Annotated in this window: 13 protein-coding genes; 8 read left to right on the forward strand and 5 right to left on the reverse strand. The window is 45.0% G+C overall.

Features of this window, described 5'->3' with window-relative positions; genetic code table 11:
• Positions 1-119 precede the first annotated feature (119 nt).
• Positions 120-1,034 (forward strand): cation diffusion facilitator family transporter, encoded by a 915-nt coding sequence (locus RDN93_RS12270; RefSeq protein ID WP_308745801.1) that lies wholly within the window; start codon positions 120-122, stop codon positions 1,032-1,034.
• Positions 1,035-1,174: 140 nt separating this feature from the next.
• On the opposite strand, the gene RDN93_RS12275 is transcribed toward RDN93_RS12270, so the two are convergent.
• The 3 genes from RDN93_RS12275 to RDN93_RS12285 all read right to left on the reverse strand — a co-directional run bounded on the left by RDN93_RS12275 (position 1,175) and on the right by RDN93_RS12285 (position 5,607).
• Positions 1,175-3,496 carry a TonB-dependent receptor gene (locus tag RDN93_RS12275; protein ID WP_308745802.1) on the reverse strand — a complete coding sequence of 774 codons (2,322 nt, stop codon included), beginning with the start codon at positions 3,494-3,496 and terminating at the stop codon, positions 1,175-1,177.
• Positions 3,497-3,581: 85 nt separating this feature from the next.
• Positions 3,582-3,962, reverse strand: coding sequence for a hypothetical protein (locus RDN93_RS12280; protein WP_308745803.1), 381 nt, complete (start codon positions 3,960-3,962; stop codon positions 3,582-3,584).
• Positions 3,963-4,008: 46 nt separating this feature from the next.
• Positions 4,009-5,607, reverse strand: coding sequence for a TrkA C-terminal domain-containing protein (locus RDN93_RS12285; RefSeq protein ID WP_308745804.1), 1,599 nt, complete (start codon positions 5,605-5,607; stop codon positions 4,009-4,011).
• Positions 5,608-5,791: 184 nt separating this feature from the next.
• Here RDN93_RS12285 and RDN93_RS12290 point away from each other — a divergent pair, with 184 nt between their 5' ends.
• The 7 genes from RDN93_RS12290 to RDN93_RS12320 are packed head-to-tail and all read left to right on the forward strand — an operon-like array spanning position 5,792 to position 15,671.
• Positions 5,792-6,673 carry a calycin-like domain-containing protein gene (locus RDN93_RS12290; RefSeq protein WP_308745805.1) on the forward strand — a complete coding sequence of 294 codons (882 nt, stop codon included), beginning with the start codon at positions 5,792-5,794 and terminating at the stop codon, positions 6,671-6,673.
• 18 nt (positions 6,674-6,691) lie between these two features.
• The gene (locus tag RDN93_RS12295; RefSeq protein ID WP_308745812.1) at positions 6,692-7,366 is read left to right on the forward strand and encodes an HmuY family protein; all 675 of its coding nucleotides are present in this window, start codon (positions 6,692-6,694) and stop codon (positions 7,364-7,366) included.
• 2 nt (positions 7,367-7,368) lie between these two features.
• Positions 7,369-9,513 (forward strand): TonB-dependent receptor, encoded by a 2,145-nt coding sequence (locus RDN93_RS12300; protein ID WP_308745806.1) that lies wholly within the window; start codon positions 7,369-7,371, stop codon positions 9,511-9,513.
• Between the two features lie 35 nt (positions 9,514-9,548).
• Complete coding sequence (locus RDN93_RS12305; RefSeq protein ID WP_308745807.1) at positions 9,549-13,949, forward strand: cobaltochelatase subunit CobN; 4,401 nt, start codon at positions 9,549-9,551, stop codon at positions 13,947-13,949.
• A gap of 52 nt (positions 13,950-14,001) precedes the next feature.
• A complete protein-coding gene (locus RDN93_RS12310) occupies positions 14,002-14,700 on the forward strand; it encodes a hypothetical protein (RefSeq protein WP_167965844.1) in 699 nt (232 codons plus the stop codon).
• A gap of 33 nt (positions 14,701-14,733) precedes the next feature.
• Positions 14,734-15,348, forward strand: a complete 615-nt coding sequence (locus RDN93_RS12315; protein WP_167965846.1) for a MotA/TolQ/ExbB proton channel family protein — start codon at positions 14,734-14,736, stop codon at positions 15,346-15,348.
• Positions 15,345-15,671 carry a DUF2149 domain-containing protein gene (locus RDN93_RS12320; RefSeq protein ID WP_308745808.1) on the forward strand — a complete coding sequence of 109 codons (327 nt, stop codon included), beginning with the start codon at positions 15,345-15,347 and terminating at the stop codon, positions 15,669-15,671. The genes RDN93_RS12315 and RDN93_RS12320 overlap by 4 nt, the downstream gene beginning before the upstream one ends.
• Positions 15,672-15,892: 221 nt before the next feature.
• Here RDN93_RS12320 and RDN93_RS12325 read toward each other — a convergent pair whose 3' ends face one another.
• Together RDN93_RS12325 and RDN93_RS12330 are read right to left on the reverse strand one after the other, a co-directional pair.
• Positions 15,893-16,561 carry a bifunctional 4-hydroxy-2-oxoglutarate aldolase/2-dehydro-3-deoxy-phosphogluconate aldolase gene (locus RDN93_RS12325; protein ID WP_308745809.1) on the reverse strand — a complete coding sequence of 223 codons (669 nt, stop codon included), beginning with the start codon at positions 16,559-16,561 and terminating at the stop codon, positions 15,893-15,895.
• Positions 16,562-16,635: 74 nt separating this feature from the next.
• On the reverse strand, positions 16,636-17,537 hold a 902-nt coding region (locus RDN93_RS12330), incomplete at its 5' end, for a sugar kinase (RefSeq protein ID WP_308745810.1).

Below are 17,537 nucleotides of genomic sequence, written 5' to 3' on the forward strand. Positions count from 1 at the left end.
AAACAGGTAAACTACTAAAAGAGAATGAAAAGTTTTTTGTATCCCGGATTCACAAATTGCTATAAATGATTATCTTTGAACCCAATTATCACAACAAATAAGGATAAAGACCCGCTTAAATGTCAAGAGAAAATATCTTAATCAAAACCTCATGGATTAGCACCATCGGCAATGCAATCCTGTCTGCATCAAAAATCATTATTGGTTTGTTAGCCGGAAGTCTGGCTGTACTTGGAGATGGTATCGATTCGGCAACGGATGTAATCATCTCTATCGTCATGATTTTCACGGCACGGGTCATCAGCCGTCCGCCTTCAAAAAAGTATGTGTTCGGCTATGAGAAAGCGGAAGGCATCGCGACCAAGATTCTGTCGCTTGTGATATTTTATGCCGGTATGCAAATGCTACTGTCGTCCGTCACAAGCATCTTTTCGGATGAAGTGAAAGAAATCCCGTCGGCTATCACTATTTATGTGACTATATTCTCTATTGTCGGCAAACTGCTGCTGGCTTCGTATCAATACAAACAGGGAAAGAAAATAGACAGTTCGATGCTGACGGCAAATGCGATAAATATGCGTAATGATGTTGTCATTTCGGCAGGAGTCTTATTAGGCTTGCTTTTCACTTTTATATTCAAATTACCCATACTCGATGCGATAACGGGATTAATTATCAGTCTCTTTATCATCAAATCGTCCATCGGAATTTTTCTTGATTCAAATGTGGAGCTTATGGATGGAGTTAAAGATGTCAATGTATATAATAAGATATTCGAAGCTGTCGAGAAAGTACCGGGAGCAAGTAATCCACACCGGGTCAGGTCGAGAATGATAGGAAACCGGTATATAATCACACTCGATATAGAGGTAAATCCGCATATAACGATTACACAAGCACATGAGATTGCCGGAGCGGTGGAGAAAAGCATCGAAAGCTCGATAGACAATGTCTATGATATTTTGGTGCATGTGGAACCTGCGGGAGAATGCCAGACGGATGAGAAATTTGGCGTGGACAAGGATATGGTCTGATGCGGCTATACCTTGATATTTTTCGTCTCACCCTTCTCTTTCATTTAACACCGACTCTCTGAAACCACTTGATACATAGTACTAAAAAAAAATGGTGACAGGTTGTATGCAACCCATCACCACCCGAAAAAAAATAATTATTAATAACTAATCTTCACCCCGGCAAAGAAGCTTCTCGGCAACGAAGGACCATAGATATAGCCCGAATCACGGTCGGGTCCTTGATCGAAGTCATTCTGATAAGCGTTGAAAATATTCTGTATTCCGGCGTTCACCTGCAAGTTCATTGACTTATAAAGTTTGAAGTCATAGGCAGCTTTCAGTCCGATGTCGAAAAAGTCTTTCGTATTTACCGCAATCGGCTTATCAAGGAATCCAGGCACGACTTCGTGAGGAATCAACATTGAACCGGTATATGTACCGGAAAGAGCGATAGACAACGGTTTGACCGGAGTATATGTCGCAGTGAAATAACCATAAGTATTCGGTGTACGCATCATTTTCTTTACTGCCGGCGCATCCGGATTCCATTCATGAGGTTCACTATAATGGCTTTGCTGCAAAGTGACTCCTGCTTGAATCTGGAATTTGCTCAGATAGGCCATCTTTCCTTCCAACGTAAATCCCATTACCCGCGCCCCCGGTGCATTATAACGGGTACGTGTCAGAATGCCATCCACTACTTCTCCATCAGTGAGAGCAAAGACATCGGATAATTTGGTATAAAAACCCTCCACGAGGAAGTTTACCTGGAATGCACCAAAACGCTGGTAAATATCCGCAGAAACGCTCAGACTCTGCGACCTTTCTTCTTTCAGGTTATCAGCAAGTTCAACCATTGCCACATTACCCCCCACGTTCTCGACGTGCAAATCCTCATCGAAAGCCTGTGGAGCACGGAAACCGGAAGAATAACTTAAACGAAGATTGATATCTTTAGTCGGATTGAATCGCAGATTGGCACGAGGGCTGAAAATGAGATGATCTATCAGATTATGCTTGTCAAAACGACCACCAATCAGGAATCCCCAATGTTCATTCTTCCATTCATTCTGCAGGAAAGCACTACCGATATTTACTTTCTGGTCTACTGTGCGGTTGTATCCCCACATATTATCTTCCAGTTTGTCCTGATTAAATTCTACTCCGGCAGTAAAGTCGGAAGGCATGAAAATACATTTACCGAAACTGTACACATACTGTGAGCCTGCCATCCAGTTTAAGTCCGTTGTATTTCCATAAGCATTCAAGTCTTGTCCGCCGCCATAATAGCTGTCGCGGTTGATATGCTGTGCGGAAGCGAATACGTTGAAACGATGTTTTTCATTAGGTGAAAAATAATCGAATTTCACGCCACCGCCATTAATAGAATGTTCTGTTTGTTCGGCTACATTCGCTTCATGAGGCGGGCGGTTCAGCAAGTCTCCTCCCCTACGGAATTCTTCCATGTGGTGATATTCGAAAGTCAGTTTTGAATAAGTGCTTGTCTTCAGGAAAGAACGGAAACCGACGGTCTGTCCATGTATTTTGGGGATTTCAGAGTATCCGTCTCCATCATGGTCATATGCGGAACGATGACGATTCTGACCAAAGATATATAAACCGGCGTGCTGGTCCTCCGTCACAAGTGAAGCATTCAGTGCCGTACTGTTATCGAAAGCATCTCCGTCACCAATCCCCGTAATCGTATGAGACAACATACCCGAATTACGAATCGGCTCTTTGGTGATGATATTGATCGTACCCGCAATAGCAGACGAACCGAACAATGCCGAACCACCGCCACGCATCACTTCTACACGCTCTATCATACTGGCAGGAATCTGCTCGATGCCATATACACCGGAAAGCGCACTGAAAATAGGACGAGAGTCCAACAGAATTTGTGTATAAGGCCCGTCCAGTCCGTTGATACGCACTTGCTGAAAGCCACAATTCTGGCAATTGGATTCTACACGTACTCCCGGCTGAAAACTCAACCCTTGTGCTAAAGTCGTCGAGTTGGTATTCTCAAAGATTTTCAAATCAACCACATTCACCAATGTCGGTGCCAAACGACGAGTCGTTTCATTACGGTTGGCAGAAACTACCACGCCATCCAATGCCACTGCGTCTTCTTCTATTTCAAAATCCTCTTCCAAGGTACGTCCCTTTTTCAAGGTTACATTCCGCCTTACCGTTTTATAACCGACAGAACTTACTTCGAGCACGAAATTCCCTTCGGGAAGATTCTTCAAAAAGTAATGTCCGGTAGCATCAGTTACGGTTCCGATGGTAGTACCCTTCAATGCCACTGTGATATATGGCAGATGCTCCTTCGTGTTTTTGTCAAGGATATGACCGATAATGTTAGCATCCGATTTACGTAATTCCGGATGATTAGGATGTTCATGGGCTTGTCCTCCGAGAGCAGGCAACAGTGCACAACACAAGTAGACAAGCGAAAAGATATATTTCTTCATTTTTCGTTTGTAATTCGTTCTTCGTTAAGTATTCACATGAAAAAGCAAATAATATCCTACCTCGAACAAGGCAGAATGTCATCAGTTAAATAGCGAAAAAACGAAATGCGGGCGGAGCGCGGAGTGCAATCACTCCATGATAAGGAGAACGAAAATGTGTATGCTGCAAACAGCCGAGCAACAGACACAATAAAAAAGGAATAAAAAGCGAAAGAGCAAATACAACAGCCGCACCGTCCGCCATCAAATGAGACAGGAGATGAATATGTATCAGTTCGACTGTTGAATGCTGATGTGCCGCCCCTTTCTTAAACGGATGTGAATGCACGATTGTCACGCCGTTGACCACATGCACGTGGGCAAAGAATGTAAGACTTGCCAGATACGACACAAAGAGTATCGGCAAGAAACAGCGCATGATATTCAATAACAATCGTTTCACCTCATTTTTACTTTGGGACGGCAAAGATACAAACTATTTGTTTAACAATCAATGCTTCTACGGAGTACTGTTAATATACAGCCGAAGCTATCACTTGTATAAACAGGATCAGGAATACCATAGCAATCGGATAAACGGTCGCATATGCCACGCTGGGGATATTACTGTCTACCATCGAATCGGCGGCAGCCAAGCCGGGTGTACTGGTCATACCACCGGTAATGGTTCCCAATAAATCGAGCAAACTGATCTTGAACACCAGGCGTCCGACAATAGTTGCAATAAGCATCGGCACCAAAGTAATGGCAGCCCCTACTCCGAACATCAGCAATCCGCTTTCCTGAAAAGTGGCTACGAGATTCTTGCCGGCGGAAGTTCCGACTTCGGCCAGGAAAAGAAGCAGACCTAACTGGCGCAGCAACTGATTGGCAGGCCCCGACATCGACCAGATGACAGGCCCGGTCTTACCAACAGCACTCAGTACAAGGGCTACCATCAGGACTCCCCCAGTCAATCCCGGCGAGAATGACAGGCTTTCGGAAAAAGAGATATTTATTTTACCGAACAATACTCCCAGTACAATACCCATTGCAATCGGGAAGAAATCAGTATCAGAAAGTTTCTTTGCATTATTACCCAATAGTCTAGCTACTCCTTTGATCCCTTCTTTTTCACCGACTACCATCAGTTTATCACCAAATTTCAAAGCCAAATCGGGAGATGGGGACAGGTCGATACCGCTTCGCCGAACACGGGTTACCGTACAACCGAAATTCTTCTGCAAATTCAAATCTCCAAGTTGCTTGTTAATCATATCTTTTTTGGTGAGCAACAAAGATTCTATTTCCTGTGTCTTATCCAAAGGAAGCTCTCCTTCTTCACGATCACCGACTAATAGAGCTAGTTGATTCAACGATTCTTCACTACCTACTGCCTGAATATAGTCTCCCTCGTGCAATACTGTATGAGCGGTAGGAATGGATATTTCATCTTTATGCTTCAAACGGGAAATAACAGCCCCCGTCATGGCACGTGCATTGATTTGCATCAGGCTACGGTTGAATACATTCCCGTTGGTAATGCGATAGATACAAGTGCTAAGTTCCGGGAATTGTCCGCGGCGTTCTATTTCCAGACGTCGTGCTTCCTTATCCAAATCCACCCGCATGATTTTAGGCAGCAGTTTGACAAACAAAATCACACCGATAACTCCGAACGGGTACGCAATACCATAAGCTATGGAAGCCAAAGGTGAGTGTGTGCTGTCGATGGCAACGGCCAAACCCGGCGTACTGGTTAGTGCTCCGGCAATCAGGCCTACCACACTGGGTGTGTCGATGTCAAACGCATACTTCAATCCTACTGCTGTGAGACAGGCGGAACAAATGATAAGCATGGTAATAAGGATCAGCGTCTTTCCCTTGCTACGGAAAGAATCGAAAAATCCGGGCCCTGCCTGAATACCGATGGTAAAAATAAAAAGCACCAAACCGAAATTTCCCAGTTCTTTGGGAATGATAACACCAAAGTGCCCGAAAAGAAGCGCGATAAAGATTACCGCCGACACATCAAGAGATAACCCCTTAATTTTAATTCTTCCCAACATAAATCCCAATGCGACAATCAGGAAAAGGGAGAAATAAGAGGAATGCAACAAGTCAATAAACATAAAAATAAAGGTTAGTTAGTTTTAAGGGCGCAAAGGTACGGATTTTATTTCAATCCGCACAACATACCTACATATGATTAATGCTCCAACTCTTTTTCATTTCTTTTGGGTATTTTATCACTTTACACTTCCCTGTAACTTTGCCACCGGAAATTTAATTAATCATTATCTATCAAAATTAAGTATGAAAATCTTAAACTTTTGGATGGTCGCCATTATGGCACTATCATTCTCAACAACATTTGTTTCCTGTAGTGACGACAACGATGATACAAATCTCGCAAAAGAAATTGCCGGCATTTACAATGGATATTCAGTCGGTGAATGTAATATGTTCTCTGATTATTTATTGGGCAATCAATCTACCGTAACAATTACCGCCAACGAAAACGGTACCATCAATTTGGTATATAAATCCGGTTCAGGAGATTTCACCCTGAATAATCTGAAATTATCTTCCAAATCATTCAGTGGTTCGGGCGAAGTTGCGATGTCTATGGGTGGTGGCACGGGTAGTAGCTACGATTACACATTAGAAGGTAGTGTAAATGAGTCTAACGTATTAACCTTGAAGGCTAATGTAGACATTCCGGCACCGATGGGAAAGATGGAAATAATATTCATTCAGGGAGAAAGCCCGATAACTTATAATATAGCCGCCACCTATCAGTATAACAGTTCATTATCTATCAGTGTTATGGGTTCATCCTACGGTTCGACCAATGACTGCAAGGCTGTTATCAAACGTGCATCGGATACAACGGCAGACATTACTCTAAGTGGCTTCGCTAACTTGACAGGCGGTGGCGGTAACATGAGTTTAGGTGATTTCACCATCAACGGAGTAGGAGTAAATGTAACAGCCGGAGCAAACGGAACCTATTCACTTAGCTTGGGAGAATATGAATCTACCGACAGCACAGGAAAAGCTATCACAGGAGAAAGCCTGAGCGGTACAGTCGCAGCAGACGGTACAGCTACCATCAACACTGACTTCAAACCAGGCAGTATGCCAATGGCTATTTCCGCAGTATTTACAGGAAGCAATACAGCAAGTGCAGAATAAACAATCCAAATGAAAGAAATGAGAAGAAGCAGTAACGCTATTTTCAAATATACAATAATGCTGGGAGCGGCTATGTCGCTCTCAGCTTGTAATGGAATATTTGAAAATATTTATGACGCCCCCATCGAAACTGAGATGGAAATCAAAGAAAACAGTTTCTCGCAAGTCAAGACTGTTGAATATACAGAATGGGCATACATTGAGCTATCCAACCGCAAGGTAACGACCGTACCGATCGGGGAAGAATACGAAAGCCAAATTCCCGAGGATTGGGATTTTGCAATTCACCGTTATGATATAAAGACCAACGGTGGCGCTGCCTGCCAGACTAGCTACACAAGTATTGATGACCTGAAAACAAGTGGAAAGCTCCCCGATGAAAAAGACTTTGTAAAAGATGAATGGACGACTGATAAAATAGCTATTGACATGTCGGGCATGATGGATGGAAACATTGTTTACACGGAATCTTACCGTAATGCTGTTTTATCCGGTTGGCTGGATGTGAACACCTCTACAATGCCACCTGTGTACACCATGTCGAACCAGGTCTTTCTGATACGCATGAAAGACAATACATACGCAGCTATCCGTTTCACCAACTACATGAATGCCAGAGGTATAAAAGGATATATTGATTTTGATTTCTCATATCCGCTTGATTTCGACGACAACAACGAAACCAATAACTAAGAATGAAACCTATATTTATTATATCAGCACTGTTTTTTTCCTTTATAGCAACTTGTGCCACATTCGCACAACAATCAACTTATCACATCAGCGGACGTGTAACAGATACAACCGGAGACCCACTTCCCGGTGCTACGATTTCTATCAAAGGAAAAGGAACCGGAACCATCACAACCGCTGACGGTTCATACACTCTCCGATTACCCGAAACAGGTACATATCTTATCACGGCTTCTTACGTGGGTTATCAAACTCAGGAAAAAAGACTAATCGTAGGACGGGAAAAAAAATTAAACTTCTGTTTATCGGAAGACCAGTTTGACTTGGGAACCGTAGTAGTGACAGGTACACGTACCCCCAAACTGCTGAAAGACGCTCCTATCATCACCCGCGTAATCACGGCAGATGATATCAAGAAAGTAGACGCAACCAATGTAGGACAATTATTACAGTCCGAACTGCCGGGAATTGAATTTTCTTATTCAATGGACCAGCAGGTTTCTATCAATATGCAGGGATTTGGCGGCAATTCAGTACTCTTCCTTGTAGATGGCGAACGGCTGGCAGGTGAAACTCTAAATAACGTCGACTACAACCGACTGAACCTCGACAACGTGGAACGGGTGGAAATCGTCAAAGGAGCGGCATCTACCCTGTATGGTTCAAGCGCAGTGGGTGGAGTAATTAATATTATTACCCGTGAATCCGAAGATGCATGGAACCTAAACGTAAACAGCCGCTTCGGGGAACATAACGACCAGCGATATGGCGGAACTTTCAGCTTCAAAGCCGGAAAGTTCAATAGCCAGACGAATGTACAGCATACGGTATCCGACTCTTACGACGTGCCGGAAGGAGATGTCACGACTATCTTCGGCAACCGTACATGGAACGTAAAAGAACGTCTTGTGTACAAACCGTCCGACCAACTCAAACTGACGGCCCGCGGTGGATATTATTTCCGCGAACGGGACAAGACAGGTGATAGCAAGGACCGTTATCGTGATTTCAACGGCGGACTGAAAGCCAACTATGACTTCAATGTCATGAGTAACCTGGAAGTTGCCTACACATTCGACCAATACGATAAAAGCGACTATCTGACTTCATATAAATATGATATACGTGATTATAGCAACGTACAACATAGTGTACGGGCACTTTACAATTATACATTCAATGACAAGAATATCCTGACCGTAGGCGGAGATTATATGCGCGACTATCTGTTGTCGTATCAATTCACGGATAACGGAAACCATACGATGCACTCGGCAGATGCATTCGGTCAATTCGACTGGAACCCGACTGAACATTTCAACGTGATTAGCGGTGTACGCTTTGACTACTTCTCACAATCCAGTGTGCGCCACGTCTCACCGCATATCGGATTAATGTATAAAATAGCCAATTGCTCGCTCCGTGGTTCGTACTCACAGGGCTTCCGCTCTCCTACGCTCAAAGAAATGTACATGAATTTCGATATGGCGAACGCTATGATGATTTACGGTAATCCCGACCTGAAATCGGAAACGAGCCATAACTTCTCGCTCTCTGCCGAATATACCAAAAGCCGTTACAATTTCACCGTATCAGGATACTACAATCTGGTCAATGACCGGATTGACCTGACTTCTTTTCGTGATACGGACGGAAGATGGGCACAACTATATATCAATACGGAGAAAGTGGACATCGCCGGTGTAGATATCAATGCTTCCGCCAAATATCCCTGCGGATTGGGAGTGCGCGTTTCTTACGGATACGTCCACGAGTTTATGCGCGATGGTCAGATGAAGTTCTCCAGCACTCGCCCACATTCTGCGACAGCACGTATCGAATATGGCAAATCGTGGAATAACTACCAATTCAACCTCTCGTTGAACGGTCGCGCCTTATCCAAGGTGGAAACAAATAAATATGTCGGAAACAACCCGGATGAAGGAACTACCGGAGTAAGTTATCCCGGCTACACAATGTGGAACTTAACTTTAACACAAGGTATCTGGAAAGGAATCAGTCTCAATATGGCTGTCAACAATATATTCAATTATATCCCCAGCTATTATGATGCAAATTCTCCCTATACCCTGGGAACTAATATTTCTATCGGACTGACATTAGACGTAGACCGGTTCTTCAAATAAGAAAAAATAAAACTACATACAAAGCTAAAAATAAAATGAAAAAGAAAAGTAAAATCATCTTAGGCGTGTGTATTGTCGCAGCCGTCCTGATAGGCATATCTATCTGGAACGCCTGGTTCAGCGCCACAAAGATTGCTTTCGTCAACTTCCAGACCATACAGCAGGGAAGCATATCGAAAGCCAACGATAACTCATCTATCAAACTCAGTGAAGTGTCTCTCGACAATCTGGACCGCCTGACGGGTTATGACATGGTATTTGTCAACGGCATGGGCTTGCGTATTGTCGAGGAGCAACGTCAGCAAATACAGCAGGCAGCGGACAAAGGCGTGCCCGTATATACTTCCATGGCAACAAATCCTGCCAACAATATTTGTAATCTTGACAGTGTGCAACAGAATCTGATACGCGGCTATCTGTCGAACGGCGGAAAAACCAACTACCGGAATATGCTGAACTATATCCGCAAGGTGATTGACGGCAAAGCCTCTTCCGTACCGGAAGTGGAAGACCCGGCAGAAAGACCGTCCGACATGCTGTATCATGCCGGACTTACGAACCCAGACGATGAACTGGAATTCCTCACCGTCGCTGACTACGAGAAATTCACGAAAGAGAACAATCTTTATAAAGAGGGGGCAAAGAAAATTATGATTACCGGACAAATGGCGGATGCCACCGGACTGATTAAAGCACTCGAAAAAGAAGGGTACAATGTTTATCCCGTGCAGTCAATGACAAGGTTTATGTCTTTCATCGACAAAATTGAACCGGATGCTATCATCAACATGGCACATGGACGTATGGGCGATAAAATGGTGGATTACCTGAAAGAAAAAAATATCCTGCTATTTGCCCCGCTCACCATCAACAGCCTTGTAGATGAATGGGAAAAAGACCCGATGGGAATGGCAGGCGGATTCATGTCACAGAGTATCGTAACCCCTGAAATCGACGGAGCGGTTCGCCCCTTTGCGTTATTTGCACAATACGAGGACGAAGAAGGATTGCGCCATTCCTACGCCGTCCCCGAACGTTTAAAGACTTTTGTATCTACGATAAACAATTACCTGAATCTGAATACAAAGGCGAACAATGAGAAAAAGGTGGCTATCTATTATTATAAAGGACCGGGACAGAACGCATTGACCGCTGCTGGAATGGAAGTGGTTCCTTCACTTTACAATCTTCTGGTTCGTATGAAACAGGAAGGATACAACGTATCCAATCTGCCAGCCAATGCCGAAGAACTAGGCAGAATGATACAGGCGCAAGGAGCCGTATTCAATACTTATGCAGAAGGAGCATTCAACGATTTCATGCAGAACGGACACCCCGAGCTGATAACCAAAGAGCAATACGAAAGCTGGGTGAAAGAATCACTCCGCCCTGAAAAATACAAAGAAGTAGTGGATGCTTTCGGCGAGTTCCCCGGAAATTATATGGTGACTCCCGACGGCAAACTGGGGATTGCCCGCCTGCAATTCGGAAATGTCGTCTTACTGCCGCAGAATGCTGCCGGAAGTGGTGATAACTCTTTCCAGGTAGTGCATGGCACGGACATGGCTCCGCCACACACCTATATCGCTTCATACCTGTGGATGCAACACGGCTTCAAAGCCGACGCTCTTATCCATTTCGGTACGCATGGCAGCCTTGAATTCACTCCAAGAAAACAAGTGGCATTGTGCAGCAATGACTGGCCCGACCGTCTGGTAGGTGCAGTGCCTCATTTCTATATCTACTCTATCGGTAATGTAGGAGAAGGCATGATGGCTAAACGCCGTTCTTATGCGACGTTGCAATCTTACCTCACTCCGCCTTTCCTCGAAAGCAGCGTACGCGGCATCTACCGGGAGTTGATGGAGAAGATTAAAATCTATAATAACTCCCAGAAGGAGAATAAAGACCAGGAATCCCTAGCTGTAAAGACGCTGACTGTGAAGATGGGTATTCATCGTGACTTGGGTTTGGACAGCATTGCCGGCAAGCCTTATTCGGAAGATGAAATCGCCCGCGTAGAGAACTTTGCCGAAGAGCTCGCTACGGAGAAAATCACAGGACAGCTCTATACCATGGGAGTTCCTTACGAACCGGAACGGATTACTTCGTCCGTCTATGCAATGGCAACAGAGCCTATCGCTTACAGCCTTTTGGCTCTTGACAAGCAACGTGGCAAAGCTACAGAAGCCGTCAGCAAACACCGCAGTCTCTTTACACAGCAATATCTGTCTCCTGCCCGTTCATTGGTGGAAAAGCTGATGACTAATCCTGCATTAGCTACGGATGAACTGATTTGCCGCACCGCAGGAATCACACCGCAGGAACTGGCAAAAGCACGTCAGATAGAAGCCGACCGCAACGCCCCGAAAGGCATGATGGCCATGATGATGGCTGCGACAGCCAAAAAAGATAATGCAGAAAAAGGAAATGCCGGCAACGGTCATCCTGCTATGGCAGGAAAAGGAAAATCTCCTCATGGCAAAATGCCCGAAGGAATGAAAGAAGCCATGAAGAAAATGGGAGCTGACATGGACCCGAAGAAAGCCATGGAAATGGCTAAATCAATGGGGGCAAGTCCTGAAGCTCTGAAAAAGATGGAAGCCGGAATGAAGGCGAACAAAGAGAAAGAGGAAGCCGCTAACACTTCAGGCAAACCGGAAACTGCAACAGAAAAAAAGGAAAAGCCACAAGGGATGGCAGCCATGATGGCTGCTATGGGACAGGCTCCGAAAGAATATAATAAGGAAGAAGTAGAATTCGCATTAGCTGTGAGCGAAGTAGAACGCACCATCAAGAATGTGAATAACTATAAGAACGCCCTTCTGACAAGCCCTGAGAAAGAACTTGGCAGCCTGATAAATGCCTTGGACGGCGGCTACACCGCCCCTACTCCGGGCGGTGACCCGATAGCGAATCCGAACGCATTGCCTACGGGACGTAATATGTACGCCATCAACGCTGAAGCAACTCCTACGGAGTCTGCCTGGGAAAAGGGTATCGCTCTTGCCAAACAAACGATTGAAACGTATAAACAACGTCACAACGATTCCATACCACGCAAGGTGAGCTATACTTTATGGTCATCCGAATTTATCGAAACCGGGGGTGCTACTATCGCGCAAGTTCTTTATATGTTGGGCGTAGAGCCTGTACGTGATGCTTTCGGTCGTGTCAGTGACTTGAAGTTGATTCCTTCCGCAGAGTTGGGACGCCCGCGTATTGATGTAGTAGTGCAGACTTCCGGACAACTCCGCGACCTTGCCGCTTCCCGCCTGTTCCTAATCAACCGGGCAGTGGAAATGGCTGCCGCTGCCAAAGACGACACGTATGAGAATCAAGTAGCAGCCAGCGTGACAGAGGCCGAACGTGTATTGACGGAAAAAGGATTAAGCCCGAAAGATGCCCGCGAAATATCTACATTCCGTGTATTCGGCGGAGCCAACGGTTCGTATGGTTCGGGTATTCAGGAAATGGTGGAAGCCGGTGACCGCTGGGAGAACGAATCGGAAATTGCCGCAACTTATCTCAACAATATGGGAGCTTACTATGGCAATGAGAAGAATTGGGAAGTCTTTCAGAAATTTGCTTTCGAAGCTGCGTTAACCCGTACAGATGTGGTGGTACAGCCCCGTCAAAGCAATACATGGGGAGCGTTAAGCCTCGACCACGTTTATGAGTTTATGGGTGGAATGAACCTTGCCGTGCGCAATGTGACCGGCAAAGACCCGGATGCTTATCTCAGTGATTACCGCAACCGCAACAATATGAAGATGCAGGAGCTTAAAGAAGCTGTCGGAGTGGAAAGCCGTACAACAATCCTGAATCCTGCCTATATCAAAGAAAAGATGAAAGGCGGAGCTTCCTCAGCCAGTGAATTTGCGGAAGTTATCACGAATACCTATGGATGGAATGTGATGAAACCTGCTGCTATCGACAAAGAGCTTTGGGATAATATCTATAATGTATATGTAAAGGATGAGCTCAACCTGGGAGTAAAGAAATACTTCGAACAGCAGAATCCTGCCGCCCTGGAAGAAATGACAGCCGTCATGCTGGAAAGCGTCCGCAAAGGATTGTGGAAAGCAAGCGAGGAACAAGTAGCAGAGCTAAGCAAGCTACATACGGAAATAGTGAACACCTATCGCCCGTCCTGTTCGGGATTTGTTTGTGACAATGCGAAGCTCCGCGATTTTATCGCTTCAAAATCCAACGCGCAAACAGCCGCACAATATAAAGAGAACATTTCTAAAATCCGTGAAGCCAAGACAAGCGGAGAGGATAAAGGAGTGGTGATGAAAAAAGAAGAGATGAACCAGGCTGCGGAACAGCAGACAAATACATTAAGCAATGTAGCCGTAGGCATTGCTGTTATCATCGTCATGCTCGCTCTGATACTCTTTGTGCGCAAGCGCCGCAAAAACAGTCAGGTGTAAATCAGGAACCGGTAATTTAGAATTTGTAATCAGTAACTTGTAATTAACAATAATGGATACAGTTGTCCTTGTACTTATGCTTCTTACAGCATTCAATTTTCTGTTGAAGCAAACGTTTTGGAAAGCAATAGCGGTGGGTGCTATCGCTGCTGTCTGCGCTGTGTTTGCCGGATTGATGTGGCCGTATGCCATCGAGCAATCGAAATCACAGATAGCCAACTGGCTCGGCAACCAGCCCTTGATGCTGGATACCTCTGTGATTCTGAGTATCGAAGTCTGCATACAAATGGCTTATGCCATGCTGGCTGTTCACGTAGCCAATGATTATCCGGTCAAGCCGCGCATGATAGTGATGTACCGCTTTCTCCGTTGGTTTCCGGGATTATTGATTTTCCCGGTTTTATTCAGCGGATTGGTATATCTCATCTTTGCATTTCCCGGCACTTCTTTTCAAACGATAGCCTGGAGTTACGCCGCCTTTATCCTGGTAGTGATACCCTGCGGAAGATACCTGTTGCTTTATCTCCTTCCGGAGAAGGAACTGCGGCTGGAACTTTTCTTCCTGACCAATGCACTGGTAGCCATACTGGGCATCGTTGCAACCGTCAATGGAAAAACGTCGGCAGCAGGTGTCAGCGAAATAGACTGGAAAGCGTTGTTGGGCGTGATAGCTATCGCATTGGCCGGTGGAGTCTTAGGACTCTTCTGGTGGAATATCCGAAGCAGGCGAAAAGAAAAAAGCATGAAATAAATAAAGAAATAACTTATTAAATAATCAACAACAATGAACTACATATCAGATATATTGTATTGGATTTCAACAGGATTGCTTGTTCCTGTCATCGTGTTATTAATCATCCTTTTCTGCCGGGCTATATTACTTGCCGGCAGTTTCTACGGCCAGTATTTATCCATCCGTAAGACAGAAGCCCTGCTCCGCAACGAGCTGGGGAAATTAACTCCGGATACTGTCGGGGATTTAAGTTCCAAACTGCCGGAGAAATCCCGTTCACTTGTCATCATGTACATGCGTCAGGTGCTGGATGCCCGTGATACTCCCGCGCAGGTACAACGTCTGCTTGCCAACTTTGAGATTGCAGCCGACAAAGACCTTGCTATCTCTAAAACGTTGACGAAGCTCGGGCCAATCTTAGGATTGATGGGCACATTGATTCCAATGGGCCCCGCCCTCGCCGGACTGGCAAGCGGTGATATCGCTTCGATGGCTTACAATATGCAGATAGCCTTTGCAACGACCGTAGTCGGACTGGTGGCAGGCGCAGTAGGTTTCCTCACGCAGCAGGTAAAACAACGTTGGTACTTGCAGGATATGACCAACCTTGAATTTATCTCCGAGTTACTCAATGAAAAACGAAACAATAAAACCACAGAGAAATGAAACACAACTTATTACGAAAAGAAGACGATGCCGACCCTATCAGCGTAGTATCCAATTTGTTCGATGTTGCTATGGTTTTCGCTGTCGCCTTGATGGTGGCTCTTGTCAGCCGGTATAACATGACAGAAGTGTTTTCGCAGGAAGACTTCACAATGGTGAAGAATCCCGGCAAGGAGAACATGGAAATCATCACCAAGGAAGGAGAAAAAATAAACCGCTACACCCCGTCCGAAGACCAGGACAAGAAAGAAGGAAAACGAGGCAAGAAGGTAGGCATTGCCTACGAACTGGATAACGGGGAAATCATCTACGTACCGGAATAATCAACCGACATATTCACGGATAATATGCACGCATATTATCCATAAAACAAGCCACCGAAATGAGTCACTCATTCCGATGGCTTATCCCCTTTAAACACCTTTAAACAAAATGAAAATATGCCTCATTTACTAACTAAACTAACTAACCCTTCGAGGCATATTTTAAAGAGGCTGTCGCATCAGCCCCCTTTCTTATATAGATGGCTCTCGCCCTCTAAATCTTATTTACGAGCTTCAGCGATATAGCCGAGAGCTTCTTCGCATTTTGCAGTTACATAAGCCCAGTCTTCTGCTGCCACTTTATCTTTCGGGAACAGTTTAGAGCCCATACCTACGCAGAATACGCCGGCTTTAATCCATGCAGTCAGGTTTTCTTTTGTAGGTTCTACCCCACCGGTCACCATCAGCTTAGACCATGGCATCGGAGCCATCAAGCCTTTTACGAAGTTTGTTCCGTAAACGTCACCCGGGAATACTTTGCAAAGGTCGCAACCTACTTCCTGAGCGAAACCAACTTCAGATACAGAACCACAACCCGGAGTATAAGCTACCGAACGACGGTTACATACCTTAGCAATTTCAGGATTGAACAACGGGCCTACTACGAAGTTAGCACCTAGTTGCAAGTACAGGGCAGCAGTAGCCGGGTCAACGATAGAACCGATACCAATAGCCATTTCAGGACATTCTTTTGCTGCAAATTTCACGATTTCAGCAAATACTTCCTGTGCGAAATCACCACGGTTGGTAAATTCAAAAGCACGAACGCCACCGTCATAACAAGCCTTTACTACTTTCTTTGCAACTTCTACATCTTTGTGATAGAATACAGGAACCATTCCTGTAGAGCCGATTTTATTCAATACGGCTATTTTATCGAATTTTGCCATCTTATTATTTACTATTTTAAAAATGAATTGGTAAATGAGTTGTTTTTTCAAACTCTCAACTCTCTATTTTCAGCTTATCTTTGTACGCGACCGCTTGCGTCACCACCAGCCAATGCTTCAACTTCTTCTACAGAAACAAGGTTAAAGTCACCATTGATAGTATGTTTCAAAGCAGATGCAGCCACAGCAAATTCAAGAGCTTCGCCCTGGTTAGGTTTAGTCATCAAACCGTGGATGATACCACCGGAGAAAGAGTCACCACCACCTACGCGGTCGATAATCGGGTCGATATCGTAACGTTTTGAGGTATAGAATTCTTCGCCGTTGTAAATCATGGCTTTCCAGCCGTTGTGAGTAGCAGAGAAAGATTCGCGCAATGTAGAAACCACATATTTGAATCCGAATTCTTTCATCATCTGCTGGAAGATACCTTTGTAGCCTTCAGCGTCAGTGTGGCCAGCCTCAACATCTGCGTCCGGTTTGAAGCCCAGGCAAAGTTCTGCGTCTTCTTCGTTGCCGATACATACGTCAACAAACTGCATCAACGGCTTCATGATAGACTGTGCTTTTTCTTTTGTCCACAGTTTCTTACGGAAGTTCAAGTCAACAGAAACAGTTACACCGTGACGTTTGGCAGCTTCGCAAGCCAGACGGGTCAGTTCGGCAGCCTTGTCAGAGATGGCCGGAGTGATACCGGACCAGTGGAACCAGTCAGCACCTTCCATGATAGCGTCAAAGTCGAAGTCAGCAGCGTCGGCCTCAGCAATAGCAGAGTGAGCGCGGTCATAGATAACCTTGCTGGGACGCATAGAAGCACCAGTTTCAAGATAGTAGATACCTACACGGTCGCCACCACGAGCAATAAAGTCTGTCTTTACACCATACTTACGCAATGCGTTAACAGCAGACTGTCCGATTTCGTGTTTCGGCAATTTAGTTACGAAATAGGCGTCATGTCCGTAGTTGGCACAGCTTA

The sequence above is a fragment of the uncultured Bacteroides sp. genome (assembly GCF_902491285.1).
In the GTDB taxonomy this organism is placed as follows: Bacteria; Bacteroidota; Bacteroidia; order Bacteroidales; family Bacteroidaceae; genus Bacteroides.

Coding starts and splice junctions, on each gene's coding strand:
- RDN93_RS12315 (WP_167965846.1), top strand. CDS start 14,734: ATGAACTACATATCAGATATATTGTATTGGATTTCAACAGGATTGCTT.
- RDN93_RS12320 (WP_308745808.1), top strand. CDS start 15,345: ATGAAACACAACTTATTACGAAAAGAAGACGATGCCGACCCTATCAGC.
- RDN93_RS12275 (WP_308745802.1), bottom strand. CDS start 3,496: ATGAAGAAATATATCTTTTCGCTTGTCTACTTGTGTTGTGCACTGTTG.
- RDN93_RS12310 (WP_167965844.1), top strand. CDS start 14,002: ATGGATACAGTTGTCCTTGTACTTATGCTTCTTACAGCATTCAATTTT.
- RDN93_RS12285 (WP_308745804.1), bottom strand. CDS start 5,607: ATGTTTATTGACTTGTTGCATTCCTCTTATTTCTCCCTTTTCCTGATT.
- RDN93_RS12305 (WP_308745807.1), top strand. CDS start 9,549: ATGAAAAAGAAAAGTAAAATCATCTTAGGCGTGTGTATTGTCGCAGCC.
- RDN93_RS12270 (WP_308745801.1), top strand. CDS start 120: ATGTCAAGAGAAAATATCTTAATCAAAACCTCATGGATTAGCACCATC.
- RDN93_RS12300 (WP_308745806.1), top strand. CDS start 7,369: ATGAAACCTATATTTATTATATCAGCACTGTTTTTTTCCTTTATAGCA.
- RDN93_RS12290 (WP_308745805.1), top strand. CDS start 5,792: ATGAAAATCTTAAACTTTTGGATGGTCGCCATTATGGCACTATCATTC.
- RDN93_RS12325 (WP_308745809.1), bottom strand. CDS start 16,561: ATGGCAAAATTCGATAAAATAGCCGTATTGAATAAAATCGGCTCTACA.
- RDN93_RS12295 (WP_308745812.1), top strand. CDS start 6,692: ATGAGAAGAAGCAGTAACGCTATTTTCAAATATACAATAATGCTGGGA.